This window comes from Bradyrhizobium sp. HKCCYLS3013, from assembly GCF_051167615.1.
Lineage (GTDB): Bacteria > Pseudomonadota > Alphaproteobacteria > Rhizobiales > Xanthobacteraceae > Bradyrhizobium.
Genome location: NZ_JBNPTK010000017.1, coordinates 1 through 16037, shown reverse-complemented (window position 1 = coordinate 16037; position 16037 = coordinate 1). Strand labels below are relative to the sequence as shown.

15 protein-coding genes are annotated in these 16037 nt (G+C 65.8%); 2 read left to right on the top strand and 13 right to left on the bottom strand.

The features are described 5' to 3' along the window. Positions 1–61: 61 nt before the first annotated feature. Positions 62–445, top strand: coding sequence for a response regulator (locus ACQR1F_RS25735; RefSeq protein WP_315799824.1), 384 nt, complete (start codon positions 62–64; stop codon positions 443–445). A gap of 8 nt (positions 446–453) precedes the next feature. Here the strand turns inward: ACQR1F_RS25735 and surE are convergent, their stop codons facing one another. From surE to ACQR1F_RS25675, 12 genes are all read right to left on the bottom strand, one after another. Beyond that, positions 454–1221 carry a 5'/3'-nucleotidase SurE gene (gene surE / locus ACQR1F_RS25730; RefSeq protein ID WP_315799823.1) on the bottom strand — a complete coding sequence of 256 codons (768 nt, stop codon included), beginning with the start codon at positions 1219–1221 and terminating at the stop codon, positions 454–456. A 95-nt stretch (positions 1222–1316) separates the two neighbouring features. Continuing rightward, positions 1317–1676, bottom strand: a complete 360-nt coding sequence (locus ACQR1F_RS25725; protein WP_316178943.1) for a hypothetical protein — start codon at positions 1674–1676, stop codon at positions 1317–1319. 103 nt (positions 1677–1779) lie between these two features. Further along, positions 1780–3108, bottom strand: a complete 1329-nt coding sequence (gene serS / locus ACQR1F_RS25720) for a serine--tRNA ligase (protein ID WP_434914085.1) — start codon at positions 3106–3108, stop codon at positions 1780–1782. 130 nt (positions 3109–3238) lie between these two features. Continuing rightward, positions 3239–4054, bottom strand: coding sequence for a twin-arginine translocase subunit TatC (gene tatC / locus ACQR1F_RS25715; protein WP_316178562.1), 816 nt, complete (start codon positions 4052–4054; stop codon positions 3239–3241). Next, positions 4051–4578 carry a Sec-independent protein translocase protein TatB gene (gene tatB, locus ACQR1F_RS25710; RefSeq protein WP_434872858.1) on the bottom strand — a complete coding sequence of 176 codons (528 nt, stop codon included), beginning with the start codon at positions 4576–4578 and terminating at the stop codon, positions 4051–4053. The genes tatC and tatB overlap by 4 nt, the downstream gene beginning before the upstream one ends. A 112-nt stretch (positions 4579–4690) precedes the next feature. Further along, a complete protein-coding gene (locus tag ACQR1F_RS25705; protein WP_006614346.1) occupies positions 4691–4924 on the bottom strand; it encodes a twin-arginine translocase TatA/TatE family subunit in 234 nt (77 codons plus the stop codon). A gap of 281 nt (positions 4925–5205) precedes the next feature. Continuing rightward, positions 5206–6303 carry an SMC-Scp complex subunit ScpB gene (gene scpB, locus ACQR1F_RS25700; protein ID WP_434914084.1) on the bottom strand — a complete coding sequence of 366 codons (1098 nt, stop codon included), beginning with the start codon at positions 6301–6303 and terminating at the stop codon, positions 5206–5208. Positions 6304–6322: 19 nt separating this feature from the next. Then, positions 6323–7162, bottom strand: coding sequence for a segregation and condensation protein A (locus tag ACQR1F_RS25695; protein WP_315751001.1), 840 nt, complete (start codon positions 7160–7162; stop codon positions 6323–6325). Then, the gene (nagZ, locus tag ACQR1F_RS25690; RefSeq protein ID WP_434914083.1) at positions 7159–8187 is read right to left on the bottom strand and encodes a beta-N-acetylhexosaminidase; all 1029 of its coding nucleotides are present in this window, start codon (positions 8185–8187) and stop codon (positions 7159–7161) included. The genes ACQR1F_RS25695 and nagZ overlap by 4 nt, the downstream gene beginning before the upstream one ends. 42 nt (positions 8188–8229) lie before the next feature. After that, positions 8230–9792 carry an SPOR domain-containing protein gene (locus ACQR1F_RS25685; protein WP_434914082.1) on the bottom strand — a complete coding sequence of 521 codons (1563 nt, stop codon included), beginning with the start codon at positions 9790–9792 and terminating at the stop codon, positions 8230–8232. Positions 9793–9887: 95 nt separating this feature from the next. Further along, complete coding sequence (argS, locus tag ACQR1F_RS25680) at positions 9888–11684, bottom strand: arginine--tRNA ligase (protein WP_434892048.1); 1797 nt, start codon at positions 11682–11684, stop codon at positions 9888–9890. A gap of 8 nt (positions 11685–11692) precedes the next feature. Continuing rightward, complete coding sequence (locus ACQR1F_RS25675; protein WP_434914081.1) at positions 11693–12859, bottom strand: deoxyguanosinetriphosphate triphosphohydrolase; 1167 nt, start codon at positions 12857–12859, stop codon at positions 11693–11695. A 112-nt stretch (positions 12860–12971) separates the two neighbouring features. On the opposite strand from ACQR1F_RS25675, the gene erpA reads away from it, so the two are divergent. After that, complete coding sequence (gene erpA / locus ACQR1F_RS25670; RefSeq protein ID WP_315711699.1) at positions 12972–13313, top strand: iron-sulfur cluster insertion protein ErpA; 342 nt, start codon at positions 12972–12974, stop codon at positions 13311–13313. A 17-nt stretch (positions 13314–13330) separates the two neighbouring features. Here the strand turns inward: erpA and ACQR1F_RS25665 are convergent, their stop codons facing one another. After that, the gene (locus ACQR1F_RS25665) at positions 13331–15646 is read right to left on the bottom strand and encodes a hybrid sensor histidine kinase/response regulator (protein ID WP_316236407.1); all 2316 of its coding nucleotides are present in this window, start codon (positions 15644–15646) and stop codon (positions 13331–13333) included. Positions 15647–16037: the final 391 nt, after the last annotated feature.

Sequence of the window (16037 nt, the reverse complement as noted above, 5' to 3'; positions counted from 1 at the left end):
ACGTTGCGCCATAAGCCGTTATTTGCGAGCGTCAAATCGGATATGGGCAAGGACTGACATCATGACTGCACCGCGGCCGCCGCGCGGCTCTGTGTTTTTGGTTGAAGACGAAGTCATGATCCGAATGATGGTGGCCGACATGCTGGAAGAGCTCGGCTACACCGTCGCGGCCGAGGCCGGCGAAATCGGCGAAGCGATGCGGCTCGCCGAGAGCACCTATTTCGACGTTGCCATTCTCGACGTCAACGTCAACGGCAAGGTCATCTCGCCGGTGGCCGATCTCATCAAGGCGCGCAACCGGCCCTTCATCTTCGCAACCGGCTACGGCTCGTCGGGGTTGCCGGAAGAATATCGCGACCGGCCGGCCCTGCAGAAGCCGTTCCAGCTCGAGACGCTCGGAAAAGCGATCGATCATGCCCTGCGAGGCGCTGAGCCGCAGGGGTAGAAGGCGCTTCAGCCGAGAATGTCGCTGAGCTTGCCGGAGAACGCCTCGTCCGTGCGATCCAGGCGAAGCGGAGTCACTGACACGTAGTGCGCCGCGAGAGCTGCGAGGTCCGTCCCCTCGTCGGGCAAATCGAGCGAAGCTGCCCGGTCGAAGCCGATCCAGAAATAGGGGTTGCCGCGGCCGTCGCGCCGCTCATCGACCTTCAAGAAGCCGAGATTGCGCTTGCCCTGGCGGGTGACCACGACGCCCCTGACCTCTTCCGGTGCACAGGCGGGGAAGTTGACGTTGATCACTGTATTCCTCGGCACGCCGGCTTCGAGCACCTTGCGCACGATCTGCGGGCCGAATTTGAGCGCGGTGTCCCAGGACGGCTTGTCGCGAGTGGCGATGCTGAATTCCTGCGACAGGGCGAACGACGGCAAGCCGAGAATGGTGCCTTCGAGCGCGCCGGCGATGGTGCCCGAATAGACCACGTCCTCGGCAACGTTGCGGCCCTTGTTGACGCCGGACAGCACCACGTCGGGCAGCTTCGCCCCCAGGATATGCCGGGCCCCCATGATGACGCAGTCGGTCGGCGTGCCGCGCACGGCAAAGTGGCGCGGGCCGACCTCGCGCAGCCGCAACGGATCATTGAGCGAGAGCGAATGCGACACGCCGCTCTGGTCGAGCTCGGGCGCCACGATCCAGACGTCGTCGGACAGGGCCCGTGCGATCTCCTCGATCACCTTGAGACCCGGCGCATGGATCCCGTCGTCATTGGTGCAGAGAATCCGCATGGCCAACCTTCCGTCTCTTCGAAAGCATCGTTCGGGGGTGTCTTATCTGCTGTGCCGCAGCGAGGCAAACCCGAGCGCTCGCCGGCATCACCCGGTCAATGCCGGATCCGCCACTGCGGCAGGAACCTGGCGAGCTGCCCTCGTATGCCCAGCCTCAACGGTAGGCTGGACGTGCCGGATACGCCGGCTGCCTGCTGAGCAGGAGGCGCCGGCACTGCTGAAGGCTCGGTCGGCGGCACTGCTGCAAACCGGGCCCGCGCGACACTCAACGCCTTCTCGAAGTCGACCGGGTTGAACCAGGGCTGATCGCGCAGCGAGTCGTGCAGCCCCTCGTCCCAGACCCTCGAGCAATCGACGTCGAACGCTCCCTTCAGGCGCTGATCGACCGCCTGGATGCCGGAGCCGGTGACGGCCCATTGCCGCCCGATCCAGAAAATATCCCGATGCAGGACCATGTTGCCGGTTTCTGAAAAACAATTGCTGAACAGAACCGGAGGATACGACCCGCCGGCCGCCACGCAATGGCGGCGACCGGGGCGGATGCAATTTGCCGCGGCGCTATGGCTCGGCGGCCACCACCTTGAGGCCGCCCATATAGGGCTGCAGCACGTCGGGGACCGCGATCGAGCCGTCGGCCTGCTGATAGGTCTCCATGACCGCGATCAGCGCACGGCCGACAGCCGTGCCCGAGCCGTTCAATGTGTGCACGAAGCGCGGCTTGCCGTCACTTCCGCGATAGCGTGCATCCATGCGGCGCGCCTGGAAGTCGCCGCACACCGAACAGCTGGAGATCTCGCGGAAGGCGCCGCCATCGCCTTGCCCCGGCATCCAGACCTCGATGTCGTAGGTCTTCTGCGAGGAGAAGCCCATGTCGCCGGTGCACAGCGTGATGACGCGATAGTGCAGATCGAGCCGGCGCAGCACCTCCTCGGCGCAGGCCAGCATGCGCTCATGCTCGTCCTTGCTGGTTTCCGGCGTCGTGATCGAGACCAGCTCGACCTTGGTGAACTGATGCTGACGGATCATGCCGCGGGTGTCGCGGCCGGCCGCGCCTGCCTCGGCGCGGAAGCACGGCGTCAGCGCCGTGAGCCGCATCGGCAGCTCCTTCTCGTCGACGATGGACTCGCGCACGAGGTTGGTCAGGGCAACCTCAGCAGTTGGAATGAGTCCGAGCCGCTCGGTCTTGAGGCGATCATCCGGCTCCGCAATCAGCTCGCCCTTCACGGCCCAGAACTGGTCGTCCTCGAACTTCGGCAATTGTCCCGTGCCGAACATGACGTCGTTACGCACCAGCAGCGGCGGGTTGATCTCGGTGTAGCCGTGCTCGGTCGTGTGCAGGTCGAGCATGAATTGCCCAAGCGCGCGCTCCAGCCGCGCCAGTCCCTTCTTCAGGACGACGAACCGCGCGCCCGACAGTTTTGCGGCGGCCTCGAAGTCCATGCCGAGCGGTGAGCCAATGTCGTCATGCGGCTTGGGCGCGAACGCGTAGTTGCGCCTGGCACCGAACACATGGCGCTCGACATTGTCGTGCTCGTCCTTGCCGTCGGGCACCTCGTCGAGCGGCAGATTCGGAATCGCTGACAGCTCGCGCGCCAGCTCCTCGTCGGCCTGCTTCGCTGCGGCCTCGAGCTCCGGCATCGTGGTCTTGAGCCTCGCGACCTCCTCCATCAATGCGCTCGCACGCGCCTCGTCCTTGGCCTTCTTGGCCTCGCCGATTTCCTTGGAAGCGGCGTTGCGCCGGGCCTGCGCCTGCTCGGACGCCAGGATCGCCGCGCGACGCCGCTCGTCGATGCCCAGCAGTTGCGACGACTGGGGCGACAGACCCCGGCGCGTCAGCGCCGCATCGAAACCTTGCGGGTTGTCACGGATCGATCTGATGTCGTGCATGGTCGTTCGGTCCTGGGAACGAAAGATGTCGGCGAGTCGCCGTGGATCACGGGCCGGCCTGCACTACCGCGAAAGGCGGCGGATGGGAACAGGCAACGCCCGGGATGGAGCCCGGGCTTGCGGGCCTGCCCTATTCCGCTGGCGTGGTCGGCAAGTTGCCGGAGCCCGACGAAGAGCCCGCCTTGGCCGCAGCCGCCTGCTTCTCGACGATGCCGACCGCGATGATCGCGCCCTCGTAGAGGGCCAGCAGCGGCAATGCCAGCGAGGCCTGGCTGAGCACGTCGGGCGGCGTCAGGACGGCCGCGATGATGAAGGCGATCACGATGAAATAGCGCCGCTTCTCCTTCAGCATCTGCGACGTGACGATGCCGATCCTCCCAAGCAGGGTCAGGATGACCGGGAGCTGGAATGCGATGCCGAAGGCGAAGATCAGCGACATCATCAGCGACAGATATTCGCCGACCTTTGGCATCAACGCGATTTGCGCCGTCTCGGGGCCGCCGAGCTGCTGCATGCCGAGTGAGAAGCGCACGATCATCGGCCACACCGCAAAATAGACCAGCATGGCGCCGAGCACGAAGAAGACGGGGGTCGCTATCAGGTAAGGGAGGAAAGCATTGCGCTCGTGGCGGTAGAGGCCGGGCGCCACGAACTTGTAGATCTGCGTCGCAATGATCGGAAAGGAGATGAAGCCGGCGCCGAACATCGCCAGCTTGAGCTGCGTGATGAAATATTCGAGCAGCTGGGTGTAGATGAACTTGCTGTTCTCGGCACCTGCCACCCAGACGAACGGCAGCACCAGGATGTTGTAGATCTGCTTGGCGAAGAAGAAGCAGAAGATGAAGGCCACGCCGAAGCCGAGCAGCGCCTTGATCAGCCGCGACCGCAGCTCGATCAGGTGGTCCATCAACGGGGCCTTGCTGGCCTCGATATCTTCGACGGTCATGACGCTTTGGCGTCCTTCAGGCGTTCAGCTTCTGCTGACGCAGACATTTCGGGCTCCGGCTCGGGCTTGATTTCACGTACGATCGCCAGCGGCTCGCCCACCGGTTGATGAGCTTCAGCCTCCACGAAGGTCTCGGCCTGTGGCGGTTCGGGGGTCGTCGGGGTCATCAAAGGAGGCTCGGACGAAGCAGCGGCCGCGTCCGGTGCGGGCGCCGGCTCAGTAGGCTTGTCGATCCCCTCGATATCGAGAGCCTTGTCGACGTCGCGCTGCAACGAGGAGATCACGCCGGTCGGGGTGAAACCGCTGGCGGCCTCACGGACCTCGTCGAAACTCTTCTTGAGGTCGGCCATTTCCGCTTCGCGCATCGCCTCCTGGAACTGGCCCTGGAACTCCGAGGCCATCCGGCGCGCCTTGCCGATCCATTGCCCGACCATGCGCAGGACGCCCGGAAGCTCCTTGGGACCGATCGCGATCAACGCGACGACCCCAATGACGAGCAGCTCACTCCAGCCGATATCGAACATGAAACAATCCGCCTACGCGACGACGCCTCTGATCCCGCCTGCCCGGGCCTGCCTGAACAGGTCCCGGTGCCGTCCCTGCGGGGGCGCGCCGCCCGCGCCTTTCACGCGCAGATCAAACGGCTTTGCTGCCGACATCCGTGCGGGTGGCCGAAGGCGTGGCGCCATGATCGATCGACTTGACGGGCTCGGTCTTCTCCGGCGCCTTGTCGTCGTCCTGCATGCCCTTCTTGAACGCCTTGATGCCCTGCGCGACGTCGCCCATCAGATCGGAAATCTTGCCGCGCCCGAACAACAGCAGGACGACCGCGATCACGACGATCCAGTGCCAAATGCTAAGCGAACCCATCCTGCAACCCTCCAAACACCGGCGCAGCCTTCACCCGACTGCCCGTCGACGCTACCGCCGAAACCGCGTCATATCCATGGACTTGACCGCGACACTTCGCTTCTAGCATTCGATTGCGAAACAGCAACACGAACCAAGGCGGCAATCAGCCGAAAGCGGCGCGCGGAGAGCCCGATCTGGCCGGAAGGTAGGCGTCAGCGCCCCCAAAAACAAGCACTTAAGGTCCGCCAAATCGCGGCCGGACCTACGTAATAACGCGAGTGTTAACGACGCCAAAGCCGCTACTCCCGGTGCGGCGAGCCGTCCTCGTCGGTATCGCGATCGTGCTCGTCATCGGCGGCGTCGATCTCGTGGTCTGCCGCGTCGATCTCGGCCTCTGCTTCTGCCTCGTCCTCCACCTGAGCCTGAGCCTCGGCAGAAGTTTCGACGAGCTCGGTCACGGCCTCGTCCTCCTGCTCGAGCTCGGTCTCCTCGACGGCGAAGTCCACCTCCGTCGTGTCGGTTTCCGCATCGGTGCCGGGCAGTTCCAGATCGCCAACGGCGACCTGCGACGAGGCGTCGTCCTGAACCGCGGTCTCGGCGGTTCCCATCTCGCCCTCGGCAGCCTCGGCCGCCGCCGTCTCGGCTGCGACTGTTTCCATCTCCGCCGTTTCGACCTCTGCCTCCTCAGCGTCGCCAGGTTCGGCCTCGACCGCCGGCGCAAGCGCCAGATCGAGATCGCCCGGATCCAGCGGCTCCTCGTCCTCCCGGAGCGTCGGATCGTCCGATGGCGTCGGGACGGTGAAGCCGGTCGGCAGACGGGAATCCAGCAGGCCCGTGCCCTTCAGCTCTTCCAGGCCTGGCAGATCGCCCAGGGTCTCCAGGCTGAACTGGGCCAGGAACGCATCGGTGGTGCCGAAGGTCAGCGGACGGCCTGGGGTCTTGCGGCGCCCGCGCGGCTTGATCCAGCCGGTCTCCAGCAGAACGTCCAGCGTTCCCTTGGAGGTGACGACGCCGCGGATCTCTTCGATCTCGGCGCGCGTCACCGGTTGATGATAGGCGACAATGGCCAGCACCTCGATCGCCGCACGCGACAGCTTGCGCGTCTCGGTGCTCTCGCGCGTCATCAGCCAGGCGAGATCGCCGGCGGTGCGGAAGGTCCATTTGCTGGCGACGCGCACGAGATTGACGCCGCGATTGGCGTACTCCGCCTGCAGCTGCGCCAGTGCGGCCTTGATGTCGACACCTTCAGGCATACGCTTGGCGAGCGCGGCCTGCTCGAGCGGCTCGGCCGAGGCAAACAGGAGAGCCTCGAGGATGCGCAACTCTTCGGGGCGCGCCGCGGGCTCGATCGCGATCTCGTCGGGCTCTTCCATGCGCAGTTCCGCCAAGCTTGCCATGGCAGGGTCTCCTTGTTCGTTACTCAACCGTCAAGTCCGGCGCAGCCATGGCGCCGGGCTGGATCGGTGGACGCTTACGAAAATACAGCGGCGCGAACGCCTGCTTCTGGTTCAGCTCGAGCTTGCCTTCGCGGACCAGTTCGAGGACGGCCGCAAAGCTCGATGCGAAGACGGTGGCCTTCTGTGCAGGCTCGACGACGTAGTCCAGCAGGTAGTCGTCGAGACATCCCCAGTCGTCCGACACCTCCGTCATGCCGACGAGCCGTTCGAGCGACGCGCGCGCCTCGGCGAGCGACCAGACGGTGCGCTTGGCCATATGAACGGACGTGACGACGCGCGACTGCCGCTGGATGGCATAGGCCGAAAGCAGGTCGAACAGGGTCGCGGTGAACTTGGGACGACGGACCTCCGCGATGGCCTCCGGGTTGCCGCGCGGGAACACGTCACGCTGGAACTGCGGCCGGTTCATCAGGCGATTGGCGGCCTCGCGGATCGCCTCCAGCCGGCGCAGCCGGTTGGCAAGTGCCGTGGCCATCTCCTCGGCGCTCGGACCTTCCTGCGCCGGCGGCTCGGGCAGCAGCAGGCGCGACTTCAGAAAGGCGAGCCAGGCCGCCATCACGAGATAGTCGGCGGCGAGCTCCAGCCGGATCTTGCGGGCGGCCTCGATGAACTGAAGATATTGGTCGGCGAGCGCCAGGATCGAGATCTTGGCGAGGTCGACCTTCTGCTGCCGCGCCAGCGCGAGCAGCAGGTCGAGCGGGCCCTCGTAGCCCTCGACGTCGACGACCAACGCCGGCTCGGCCTCGGCCAGCTCCGTCGTGGGACGGCCGGTTTCAAACGACAGAATTTCAGCGGTCATGCGCTCGCGGGTCCCAGCCGGTTGATCAGGGCGTCGAGCTCGCCGCGCGCGGCGTCACGATCGAAGCCTGTGGGTGCCTTGCGCGCCGCAAGTGCACGATCGGCGCGGATCAGGGCTTGGCCGGCCAGCTCCGGCGTCTCGGCGGCCACGGCCTGCATCTCGTCGAGCTTGCCGTTGCAATGCAGAACCATGTCGCAGCCGGCCGCCACGATCGCACGCGTGCGCTCGGCGATCGATCCGGCCAATGCGTTCATGGAAACGTCATCACTCATCAACAAACCCTGGAACCCGATCCGTTTGCGAATCACCCGTTCGATCATTGTCGCAGAAGTCGTGGCCGGATGGGCGGCGTCGATCGCGCTAAACACAACATGTGCAGTCATCGCCATCGGGAGGTCGGCCAGCAGCCCGAAGGCGGCGAAATCGGTTGCATCGAGTTCCGCTTCTGGCGCGTCCACGGTCGGCAGGCGGAAATGGGTGTCGGCGGTGGCCCGGCCATGCCCCGGAATGTGCTTCAGGACCGGCAGCACGCCGCCCTGCTCCAGCCCCTCCGTCACCGCCCGGGCAATTGCAGCGACCTTCGTTGGCGTCGTGCCATAGGCCCGATCCCCGATCACGGCATCGGCACCGGCGACGGGGACGTCGGCGAGCGGCAGGCAATCCACGGTGATGCCGAGCGCGATCAGGTCATCGGCGATCAGGCGGGCGCTGAGCCAGGCGGCACGGAGGCCTGCGGCCGAATCAAGGTCGTAGAGACGGTCGAACACCACGCCGGCGGGATAGGCCGGCCAATGCGGCGGCCCCAGGCGCTGCACCCGGCCACCCTCTTGGTCGATCAGGACGGGAGCGTCGGCGCGGCCGACGCAGGCCCTTAATTCCTCAACCAGTTCAGTCACTTGGGCGGGTGACTGGACGTTGCGCTTGAACACGATGAAGCCCCAGGGCCTGAACTCGCGGATGAACGCGCGCTCGGCGTCGCTGAGATCAGGTCCGGAGATGCCGGTAATGAAAGCCCGCATGGTCATGCGGGCCGCATAGACCCCGCCTCGGAGGCGGTCAAGCGAGCCTTAATTGTTGCTAAACGGGAAACACTGTCCGCCGGCAGTTTTCAACGATCCGCACATCTTGTTGGCCTCTTCCTTCGTCGCGAAGGGCCCAACGGCCGCGCGGTACCTGACGCCACCCTTCTCACCCAGATCCATCCGCTTGATGATCGGCTCGTATTTGCCCAGCACGGCGCCGTACTTGTCCTGCACCGCCTTGTACGATGTCATCGCCTCGGCCTCGCTGGCCTGCGACGAGATCGAGACCAGATAACCGCCGGTCCGATCGTTCTGGGTCTGCTCGGTGACCGGCACGGCGGCGGCGATCCGGGCCGGCGCGCTCGCCGGCGCGGCCGGCTGCGGTGTCAGCGGCATCGGGCTGTCGTTGGCGGCCGACGCGTTGGCGTTGGCCGGCGATTTACGGCCCTTCGGCGTCGCCGCCGGTTTGGTTGGAGGCGTCGCAGGCATCGGCGGATCGACCGCGGCGGCCTGATTGCCTCCCGTCACGGACAGCGTCTTGATCGGACGCGGATCACTGTTGGGCAAAATGCCATTGGCATTGGCCATCTGCGACATCGGGGCCGCCCCGGCGCTGACCGGCGGCGGAGCCGCATTCTGGTTCATCTGCGGGAACACCACGCGCGGATTGCCGCCGCGGGTGTTCAGATCCATCGGCGTCTCCTCGCGGGACACCAACTTCTCGCCGCCGTCATTGCCGAGCAGCCGATCCGGCACCTTCGGCGTCGGATCCTGCTGGGCCATGATCTTGGTCGGACTGTTGTCAGCGCGGATGATCGGCGGCTCGCCGGTCCGGCCGGACGAGATGTAGGTCTTGTAGCCGTAGGCGCCGCCGGTGCCGACCACCGCAAGGGTCAGCACCGCGAGCACGGTGCTCATGCCGCTGCGCCGCCGCGGCCGCTCCTCTTCCTCGCCTTCGTCGTAACCGTCCTGATAGCCGTATTGGCTGTCCTGGAAATCGTTGTCGCCCTGAAACCCCTGCTGTCCCGAGCCCATCTGCCCGAACAGCGCATCGTCATAGCGCGAGGAGTCCGGCTCGTTGTCATCGAAGCCATTGTCGCGGTTGTAGTCGCGATCATTCTCGGCGAACCCGTGGCGCGACTCGCCGACGCTGTAGTCGAGCTTGGACAGCTGGTCGGCAAACTCCGCGTTCGGATAACCCTGCTGCTGCCGGGGAGCGGGCGCGGGCGCGAAATCCTGGTCCGGGAAGCCAGGCTGGCCGCGCGGATCCTGATAGCCCGCCGGAAAGGCCGGCGGCGCAGGCGCCGGCTGCGGCGGCTCGCGACCGATGTCGGCGAAGGGATTGGCGGCGGCAGGCTGGGAACGTTGCATCCAGGCCGGAGCGCCGGCCGGTGGCATGCCGGGAACCGGCTGTTCTGGCGCGGGCGCCGCGGGGCGCGCCATCTGACGCGGTTGGGATTGCGGAGTTGCCCGGCCCGAGGCGGCAAAAGGATCGTTCTGCCCGATCAGGCGAGCGAGTTCGGCGAGCGGATCGGCATCGGCCTGCTGGTTTCCACCACGGCCAAAACCATCAGCGGGAAAGGGTCTGTCCTGGTAACGATCAGCCATCGTGATGAAGCGTCCCTGCGGGTGAGCCGCATATGCGTCCTAAGGCGGACCCTGCCAGATTGAGGCCCCCAACTGAAGTCGTGTGTTTCCCCCAATCAGCGCATTGCATCAGGAGCATTAACGCCCAAGATCGCAAGTCCCGACGCCAGAACCGAGACGACGCCCTGAACCATGGCCAAACGTGCCTTGGTCAATTCTGCATCATCATCGATAATGAAGCGTAAATAGGGCAAATCCCGCCCCCGCGTCCAGAGGGCGTGAAATTCGCTTGCAAGTTCATACAGGTAGAAGGCGATCCGGTGCGGCTCATGCGCCAGGGCCGCGCTCTCCACCGTACGTGGGTACAGTGCCAGGCGTTTCAAGAGGTCGTGTTCGGCCGAGTCGGAGAGTTTTTCGAGGTTGGCCTCGCGGAGGAACGCCAGCCGTGCCCCCTCCTCCTCCGGCAGCTCGGGCACGCTCTCCCGCGCATTGCGGAAGATCGAATGCCCCCGCGCGTGACCGTACTGGACGTAGAACACCGGATTGTCGCGCGACTGCTCGATCACCTTGGCCAGGTCGAAATCGAGCACGGCGTCGTTCTTGCGATAGAGCATCATGAAACGGACCGCATCGCGCCCCACTTCATCAACAACTTCGCGCAAGGTGACGAAGTCGCCGGAGCGCTTCGACATCTTCACCGGCTCGCCATTGCGCAACAGCTTGACGAGCTGCACGACCTTGACGTCGAGCACCGCCTGTCCGGCGGTCACCGCTTTCACCGCGGCCTGCATGCGCTTGATGTAGCCGCCGTGATCGGCGCCGAACACGTCGATCAGGTCGGCGAATCCGCGCTCGAACTTGTGCCGGTGATTGGCGATGTCGGAGGCGAAATAGGTGTAGCTGCCGTCCGACTTGATCAGGGGACGATCGACGTCATCGCCATAGGCGGTAGCGCGGAACAGCAGTTGCTCGCGATCCTCCCAGTCCTCGGGCGGCGCGCCCTTCGGCGGCGGCAGACGGCCTTCATACACGTCGCCCCGCTCGCGCAGGAACTCGATCGTGTCGGCAACCTTGTTGGTGCTACCTGCGATCAGCGAACGCTCCGAGAAGAACACGTCATGACGGATGTTGAGCGCGGCGAGATCGTCCTTGATCTCGGCCATCATCATCGTGATCGCCTTGTCGCGTACGATCGGCAGCCACTCGGTCTCAGGCATGGCCTTGAGCTTGTCGCCGTGCTCGGTCGCCAGCGCCTGCCCGACCGGCTTGAGATAGTCGCCGGGATAGAGCCCATCCGGAATCGCGCCGATGTCCTCGCCGAGCGCCTCGCGATAGCGGAGGAAGGCGGAGCGCGCGAGCACGTCGACCTGGGCGCCGGCGTCGTTGATGTAGTACTCGCGCGTGACGTCGCGCCCGGCGAACTGCAGCAGGCTGCATAGCGCATCGCCGAACACGGCGCCGCGGCAGTGCCCGACATGCATCGGCCCGGTCGGATTGGCCGACACGTATTCGACATTGACTTTCGGCGCGCCGGACACCGGCGCGACGCGGCCGTAGGCAGCGCCTTCGCGCAGGATCGTGCCGAGCGCTTGCGCCCAGACGGTCGGCTGCAGGGTCAGGTTGATGAAGCCCGGTCCGGCGACGTCGGCCTTGGCGACCAGCTCGTCGGCGCGCAGGCGCTCGGCAATCTGTTCGGCGAGCTCGCGCGGCTTGGCCCTCGCCTCCTTGGCGAGCACCATCGCGGCATTGGTGGCCATGTCGCCATGGCTCGGATCGCGCGGCGGCTCGACCACCACGCGCGAGAAATCGATGCCCTCGGGCCAGCCGCCCTGCTTGGCGATGATGGCGCAGATGGCGTGGACACGCGCGAGCATGTCGGCAAAAAGGTAAGGGGTGGAAGCTTGTTCGACCATGCCGCCGCCTAACGCAAATCCGGAGTCGAGTCAAAAAGCCGGTGGTGCTCGGTTAAGGCGAAACGGTCCGTCATTCCGGCGATAAAATGGCCGATGCGGCGAGCCCGATCGCCCTCGCCGTCGCAACCGTCCAGCCAGCCTGCGGGCAGCGTCGAACCGTCCTCATGGTAGCGGCCATACAGGTCGGCGACGATGCGCTCGGCGTCGCGCATCACCCGCATCACCCGCTCATGGCGGTACATCCGCTGCCAGAGAAACCCCTTGATCGTCGCCTCGTGCTCGGCGACATCGGCCGGAAATGCCACCAGCGGCCCGCTGTGCCGCCTGATGTCGTGCGGCGACATCGGCTGCGCCCGCGTGATCAGGCGCTCGGCTTCGGCCGCTACGGCGGCGATCAGGTAGGAGATCAGCTCGCGCACCAGCTCGGCGCCGCGCCGGATCGGGTCGAGCGCCGGATATTGCCGGTCGATCTCGGCGATCATCGCCGCGAGCAGCGGAATTTCCTTGAGGTCGTCGACCGTGAACAGGCCGGCGCGCAGCCCGTCGTCGATGTCGTGGGCGTCATAGGCGATGTCGTCCGCGAGCGCCGCGACCTGGGCCTCGAGCGAGGCGTAGCTCCACAGCTCCAGGTCGAACCGGGCATTGAACTCGGCGATTCCCGGCGGGATCGGCTCCCGCAACGGCCCGTTGTGCTTGACGATGCCCTCGAGCGATTCCCAGGTCAGGTTGAGGCCGTCGAACTCCGGGTAGCGCTGCTCGAACGACGTGACGATGCGCAATGTCTGGGCATTGTGGTCGAAGCCGCCATGCTCGGCCATGCAGCGGTTCAGCGCCCGCTCGCCGGCATGGCCGAACGGCGGGTGGCCGAGATCATGCGCCAAGGCCAGCGTCTCCGTCAGGTCCTCATCGAGGCCGAACTGGCGGGCCAGCGCGCGGGCGATCTGGGCGACTTCCAAAGAATGGGTCAGGCGTGTGCGGTAGTGGTCGCCTTCGTGGAAGACGAACACCTGGGTCTTGTGCTTCAGCCGGCGGAAGGCGGTCGAATGGATGACGCGGTCGCAATCCCGGCGAAAGGGGCTGCGGGTGCGGGACGGCGGCTCGGCGAACAGGCGGCCGCGGCTGCGATCGGGATCGCAGGAATAGGGAGCGCGGGGGGCAGCCATTCCGACCGACACGGGCGATTGTTCCTTTTGCGATTTGATTCCTCGGCGGAGCCCACTTAACTATGGGGAGTGCCCGCGACCAAATGAATAGGGCATGACGCACGACCCTCGGAGACCTCCTGCCATGACTGATGCCTCGACCGGCCCCGTCACCATCAGCGAACGCGCCGCCCGCCGCATCGGCGAGATCCTCGGCAAGGAGAGCGCCGGCGCGATGCTGCGCATCTCGGTCGAAGGCGGCGGCTGCTCCGGCTTCCAGTACAAGTTCGACATCGACCGTGCCAAGGCCGACGACGACCTCGTCATCGAGCGCGATCGCGCCGTGGTGCTGGTCGATCCCGCCTCGGTGCCGTTTCTCGCCGGCTCGGAGGTCGATTTCGTCGACGACCTGATGGGCGCCTCGTTCCGGGTCAATAATCCCAACGCCACCGCCTCCTGCGGCTGCGGCACCAGCTTCTCGGTCTAGCTCCCCTCGTTATCGGCTCAGGCCTCCGCCGTCGCAGCCGGGACATCAGACGGCGCCAGTGCCGGCGCCTCGACGCTGGGCGCGGGCGTGCCGATTGCCTTCAGCATCGCCGCCACCATCGCCGGCTTGCGCAACGGCTTGGCCAGAAAGTCGGTCATGCCGGCCTCGCGGCACTGCTTGATATCGTCGGGGAAGGCATTCGCGGTCAGCGCGATGATCGGCAGCCCGGCCAGCCGTCCACCCTTGGCCCGAATGGCCCGGGTCGCGGTGATGCCGTCCATCTCCGGCATGCGAACGTCCATCAGCACCAGGTCGAACGCCTGTTCGTCGGCCGCCTTCACCGCCTGCAAGCCATCCGGAACGATGCATTTGTCGACCGGGAACTCCTGCAGCATCTTCGACACCACCATGCGGTTGGTGGCGTCGTCCTCGGCGATCAGCACGCGCAAGGGACGGCCGAGCGCCTCGATCCGCGCCTTGAGGTCGCCGGCACCGACCCGGTCGGCGCGCTGATCGGACACCTGCTTGTCACTCCACGGCAAGGTCAGGCTGAAGCGGAAGGTCGAGCCTTCGCCCTGCACCGACGACACCGCGATAACCCCGCCCATCTGCTCGATGATCCGCCGGGAGATCGCCAGACCGAGCCCGGTGCCGCCGAAGCGGCGGTTGATCGAGGCATCGGCCTGGGCGAAATCCGTGAACAGCTTGCCGACCCGATCGGCGGGAATGCCGATGCCGGTGTCGGAGACGCGCCACTCGATGGTCGCCTTCTGATCGTCGCGCGCGCGGCAGGCCACGGCGATGGTGATGCCTCCCTGCTCGGTGAACTTCACCGCATTGGAGGCGAGATTGATCAGCACCTGACGAATGCGCGCCACGTCGCCCTTGAGCGCCGGCGGCAGCTTCGGATCGATATCCGCGTTGACCAGCAGGCTCTTCGATTTCGCGTTGACGCCCATGATGGCGGTCACCGCCTCGACCAGCGCCGCCGGCGAAAAATCCACCGTCTCGAATTCGAGCTTGCCGGCGTTGAGCTTGGACAGATCGAGGATGTCGTTGAGGATGCGCTGCAGGTTGTCGCCGGACTCGCGGATCGTCATGACCGCATGACGCTGCTCGTCGTCGAGCTTGGTCTCCAGCAAGGTCGAGGCGAGCCCGAGCACGCCGTTCATCGGCGTGCGGATCTCGTGGCTCATCATCGCCAGGAAGTCGGACTTGGCGCGGCTTTCGGCTTCCGCCTGCTCGGCGCGCCAGCGCTCGGTGACGTCGCGGCCGAAGCCGCGATAGCCTGCGAACTTGCCCTCGTGATCCCGCGCCGGCCGCGCCGTCAGCGCCCAACGGCGGCGCTCGCCGCCGGCGACCACGACGTGGATCAGGATCTCCGGGATCGACAGCCGCTGCGCCATCCGATCGGCGAACGTCTTGAGCGTCGCCGTATCCGTCGGGCAGAGATATTTCAGCGTATCGATCAGCCGCTCGCCCTTGAGCTGATCGAGCGGAAGCTGGGCCACGTCGGCGAAGCGCTGCGGCGCGTCGATCAGACGGCCCTCGGCATCGGTCTGCCACAGCCAGCTCGCGGCGTTCTCCTGGAATTCCTTCAGAAGCAGCGAGATCGTCTCGTTCTGGCGCTCGTGCCGGATCTGCGCCTTCAGGTTTTCCAGGAACACGTTGCCGTGCGACACCAGGTGCCGGACCATGAACGAGGTGTAGAGCAGCAGGAACACGACGAGTACGAGATAGGTCGCGCCGCCGCAAAGGAACAGCGAGCCCACCGAGGCGAGCATCAGGGTCCAGGTGTAGGCGAGACCAGCCCGCGGCACGCTCGACATCGCGAACGCGCCACCGGAGATCATCCCGGTCATCAGCGAGCCCACGATGATCTGCAGATGCGGATCGACCTGCGGCATCACGATCAGCGGCAGCGATCCCCAGATGGTCGCCAGGAAAAACGCCTGCAGCGTCATCCGGGAGATGGCGCGTTCGGACGCCTCCTGCGGCCGCGACTTGCGCGCGCGCCACCAGCCGCGCAGCGCCATGCCGCCGGCCACGGCGATCGCGGCGCCCCACGCGAAGAGAAAGAGATTGGAGACGGTGTTCCAGAACACGCCGAGGATGATGGCAGCGTTGGCGAAGTTGATGCCGATGGTCACGGGGACGAGGCGCGCGACGGCATCGACCTGCCGCGCCCGGATGCGCCGGCGATCGCGCTCGGTCAGCGCTTCGTCGTCGAGACCCTCGATGGCGCCGAAGCCGCCGATCCAAAGGAAGAAGGCCCCCAGCGGGCTGCCGCCGGCCGTTCGCTTCGAGCGCGTGGGATCCCCAGGCCAATTCATGAGCGCGCAGAACCTTCCTTGTGATCCCTTGCCATGCCCGATCGGCTGCTTCAGCCACGTTAATTGTTCCGCCCGTAGAATTACGGCACCTCCGAATGCGCGCGCTGACAGGGCTGGATGCAACTCGTCGTTCCCGCGGCACGATGTGCCCGAGTCATGATCGTCCATTTTCACCCTCGTTCAGGTCGAGGGCGCAGGGAATGCCGGGTGCTGGCCGCAACCCATGGCCCGCCTGCAGAAAAAAAGCAGGCGGCAGTCACCACAGGTCCAGCCGGTCAACCGGCATTCCCTGCACGACGGCTCTACGCCTTATACGCACTCTTGTGTGTTCGAAACCTGCCAGAATGTGCGAACGGGCGGTTCTGACCAACCGCCCGTCGCTGGATCTGAG

Bases quoted from the DNA above. Each gene is read 5' to 3' on its own strand.
- ACQR1F_RS25735 (WP_315799824.1), top strand. From the start codon at position 62: ATGACTGCACCGCGGCCGCCGCGCGGCTCTGTGTTTTTGGTTGAAGAC.
- surE (WP_315799823.1), bottom strand. From the start codon at position 1,221: ATGCGGATTCTCTGCACCAATGACGACGGGATCCATGCGCCGGGTCTC.
- ACQR1F_RS25725 (WP_316178943.1), bottom strand. From the start codon at position 1,676: ATGGTCCTGCATCGGGATATTTTCTGGATCGGGCGGCAATGGGCCGTC.
- serS (WP_434914085.1), bottom strand. From the start codon at position 3,108: ATGCACGACATCAGATCGATCCGTGACAACCCGCAAGGTTTCGATGCG.
- tatC (WP_316178562.1), bottom strand. From the start codon at position 4,054: ATGACCGTCGAAGATATCGAGGCCAGCAAGGCCCCGTTGATGGACCAC.
- tatB (WP_434872858.1), bottom strand. From the start codon at position 4,578: ATGTTCGATATCGGCTGGAGTGAGCTGCTCGTCATTGGGGTCGTCGCG.
- ACQR1F_RS25705 (WP_006614346.1), bottom strand. From the start codon at position 4,924: ATGGGTTCGCTTAGCATTTGGCACTGGATCGTCGTGATCGCGGTCGTC.
- scpB (WP_434914084.1), bottom strand. From the start codon at position 6,303: ATGGCAAGCTTGGCGGAACTGCGCATGGAAGAGCCCGACGAGATCGCG.
- ACQR1F_RS25695 (WP_315751001.1), bottom strand. From the start codon at position 7,162: ATGACCGCTGAAATTCTGTCGTTTGAAACCGGCCGTCCCACGACGGAG.
- nagZ (WP_434914083.1), bottom strand. From the start codon at position 8,187: ATGACCATGCGGGCTTTCATTACCGGCATCTCCGGACCTGATCTCAGC.
- ACQR1F_RS25685 (WP_434914082.1), bottom strand. From the start codon at position 9,792: ATGGCTGATCGTTACCAGGACAGACCCTTTCCCGCTGATGGTTTTGGC.
- argS (WP_434892048.1), bottom strand. From the start codon at position 11,684: ATGGTCGAACAAGCTTCCACCCCTTACCTTTTTGCCGACATGCTCGCG.
- erpA (WP_315711699.1), top strand. From the start codon at position 12,972: ATGACTGATGCCTCGACCGGCCCCGTCACCATCAGCGAACGCGCCGCC.
- ACQR1F_RS25665 (WP_316236407.1), bottom strand. From the start codon at position 15,646: ATGAATTGGCCTGGGGATCCCACGCGCTCGAAGCGAACGGCCGGCGGC.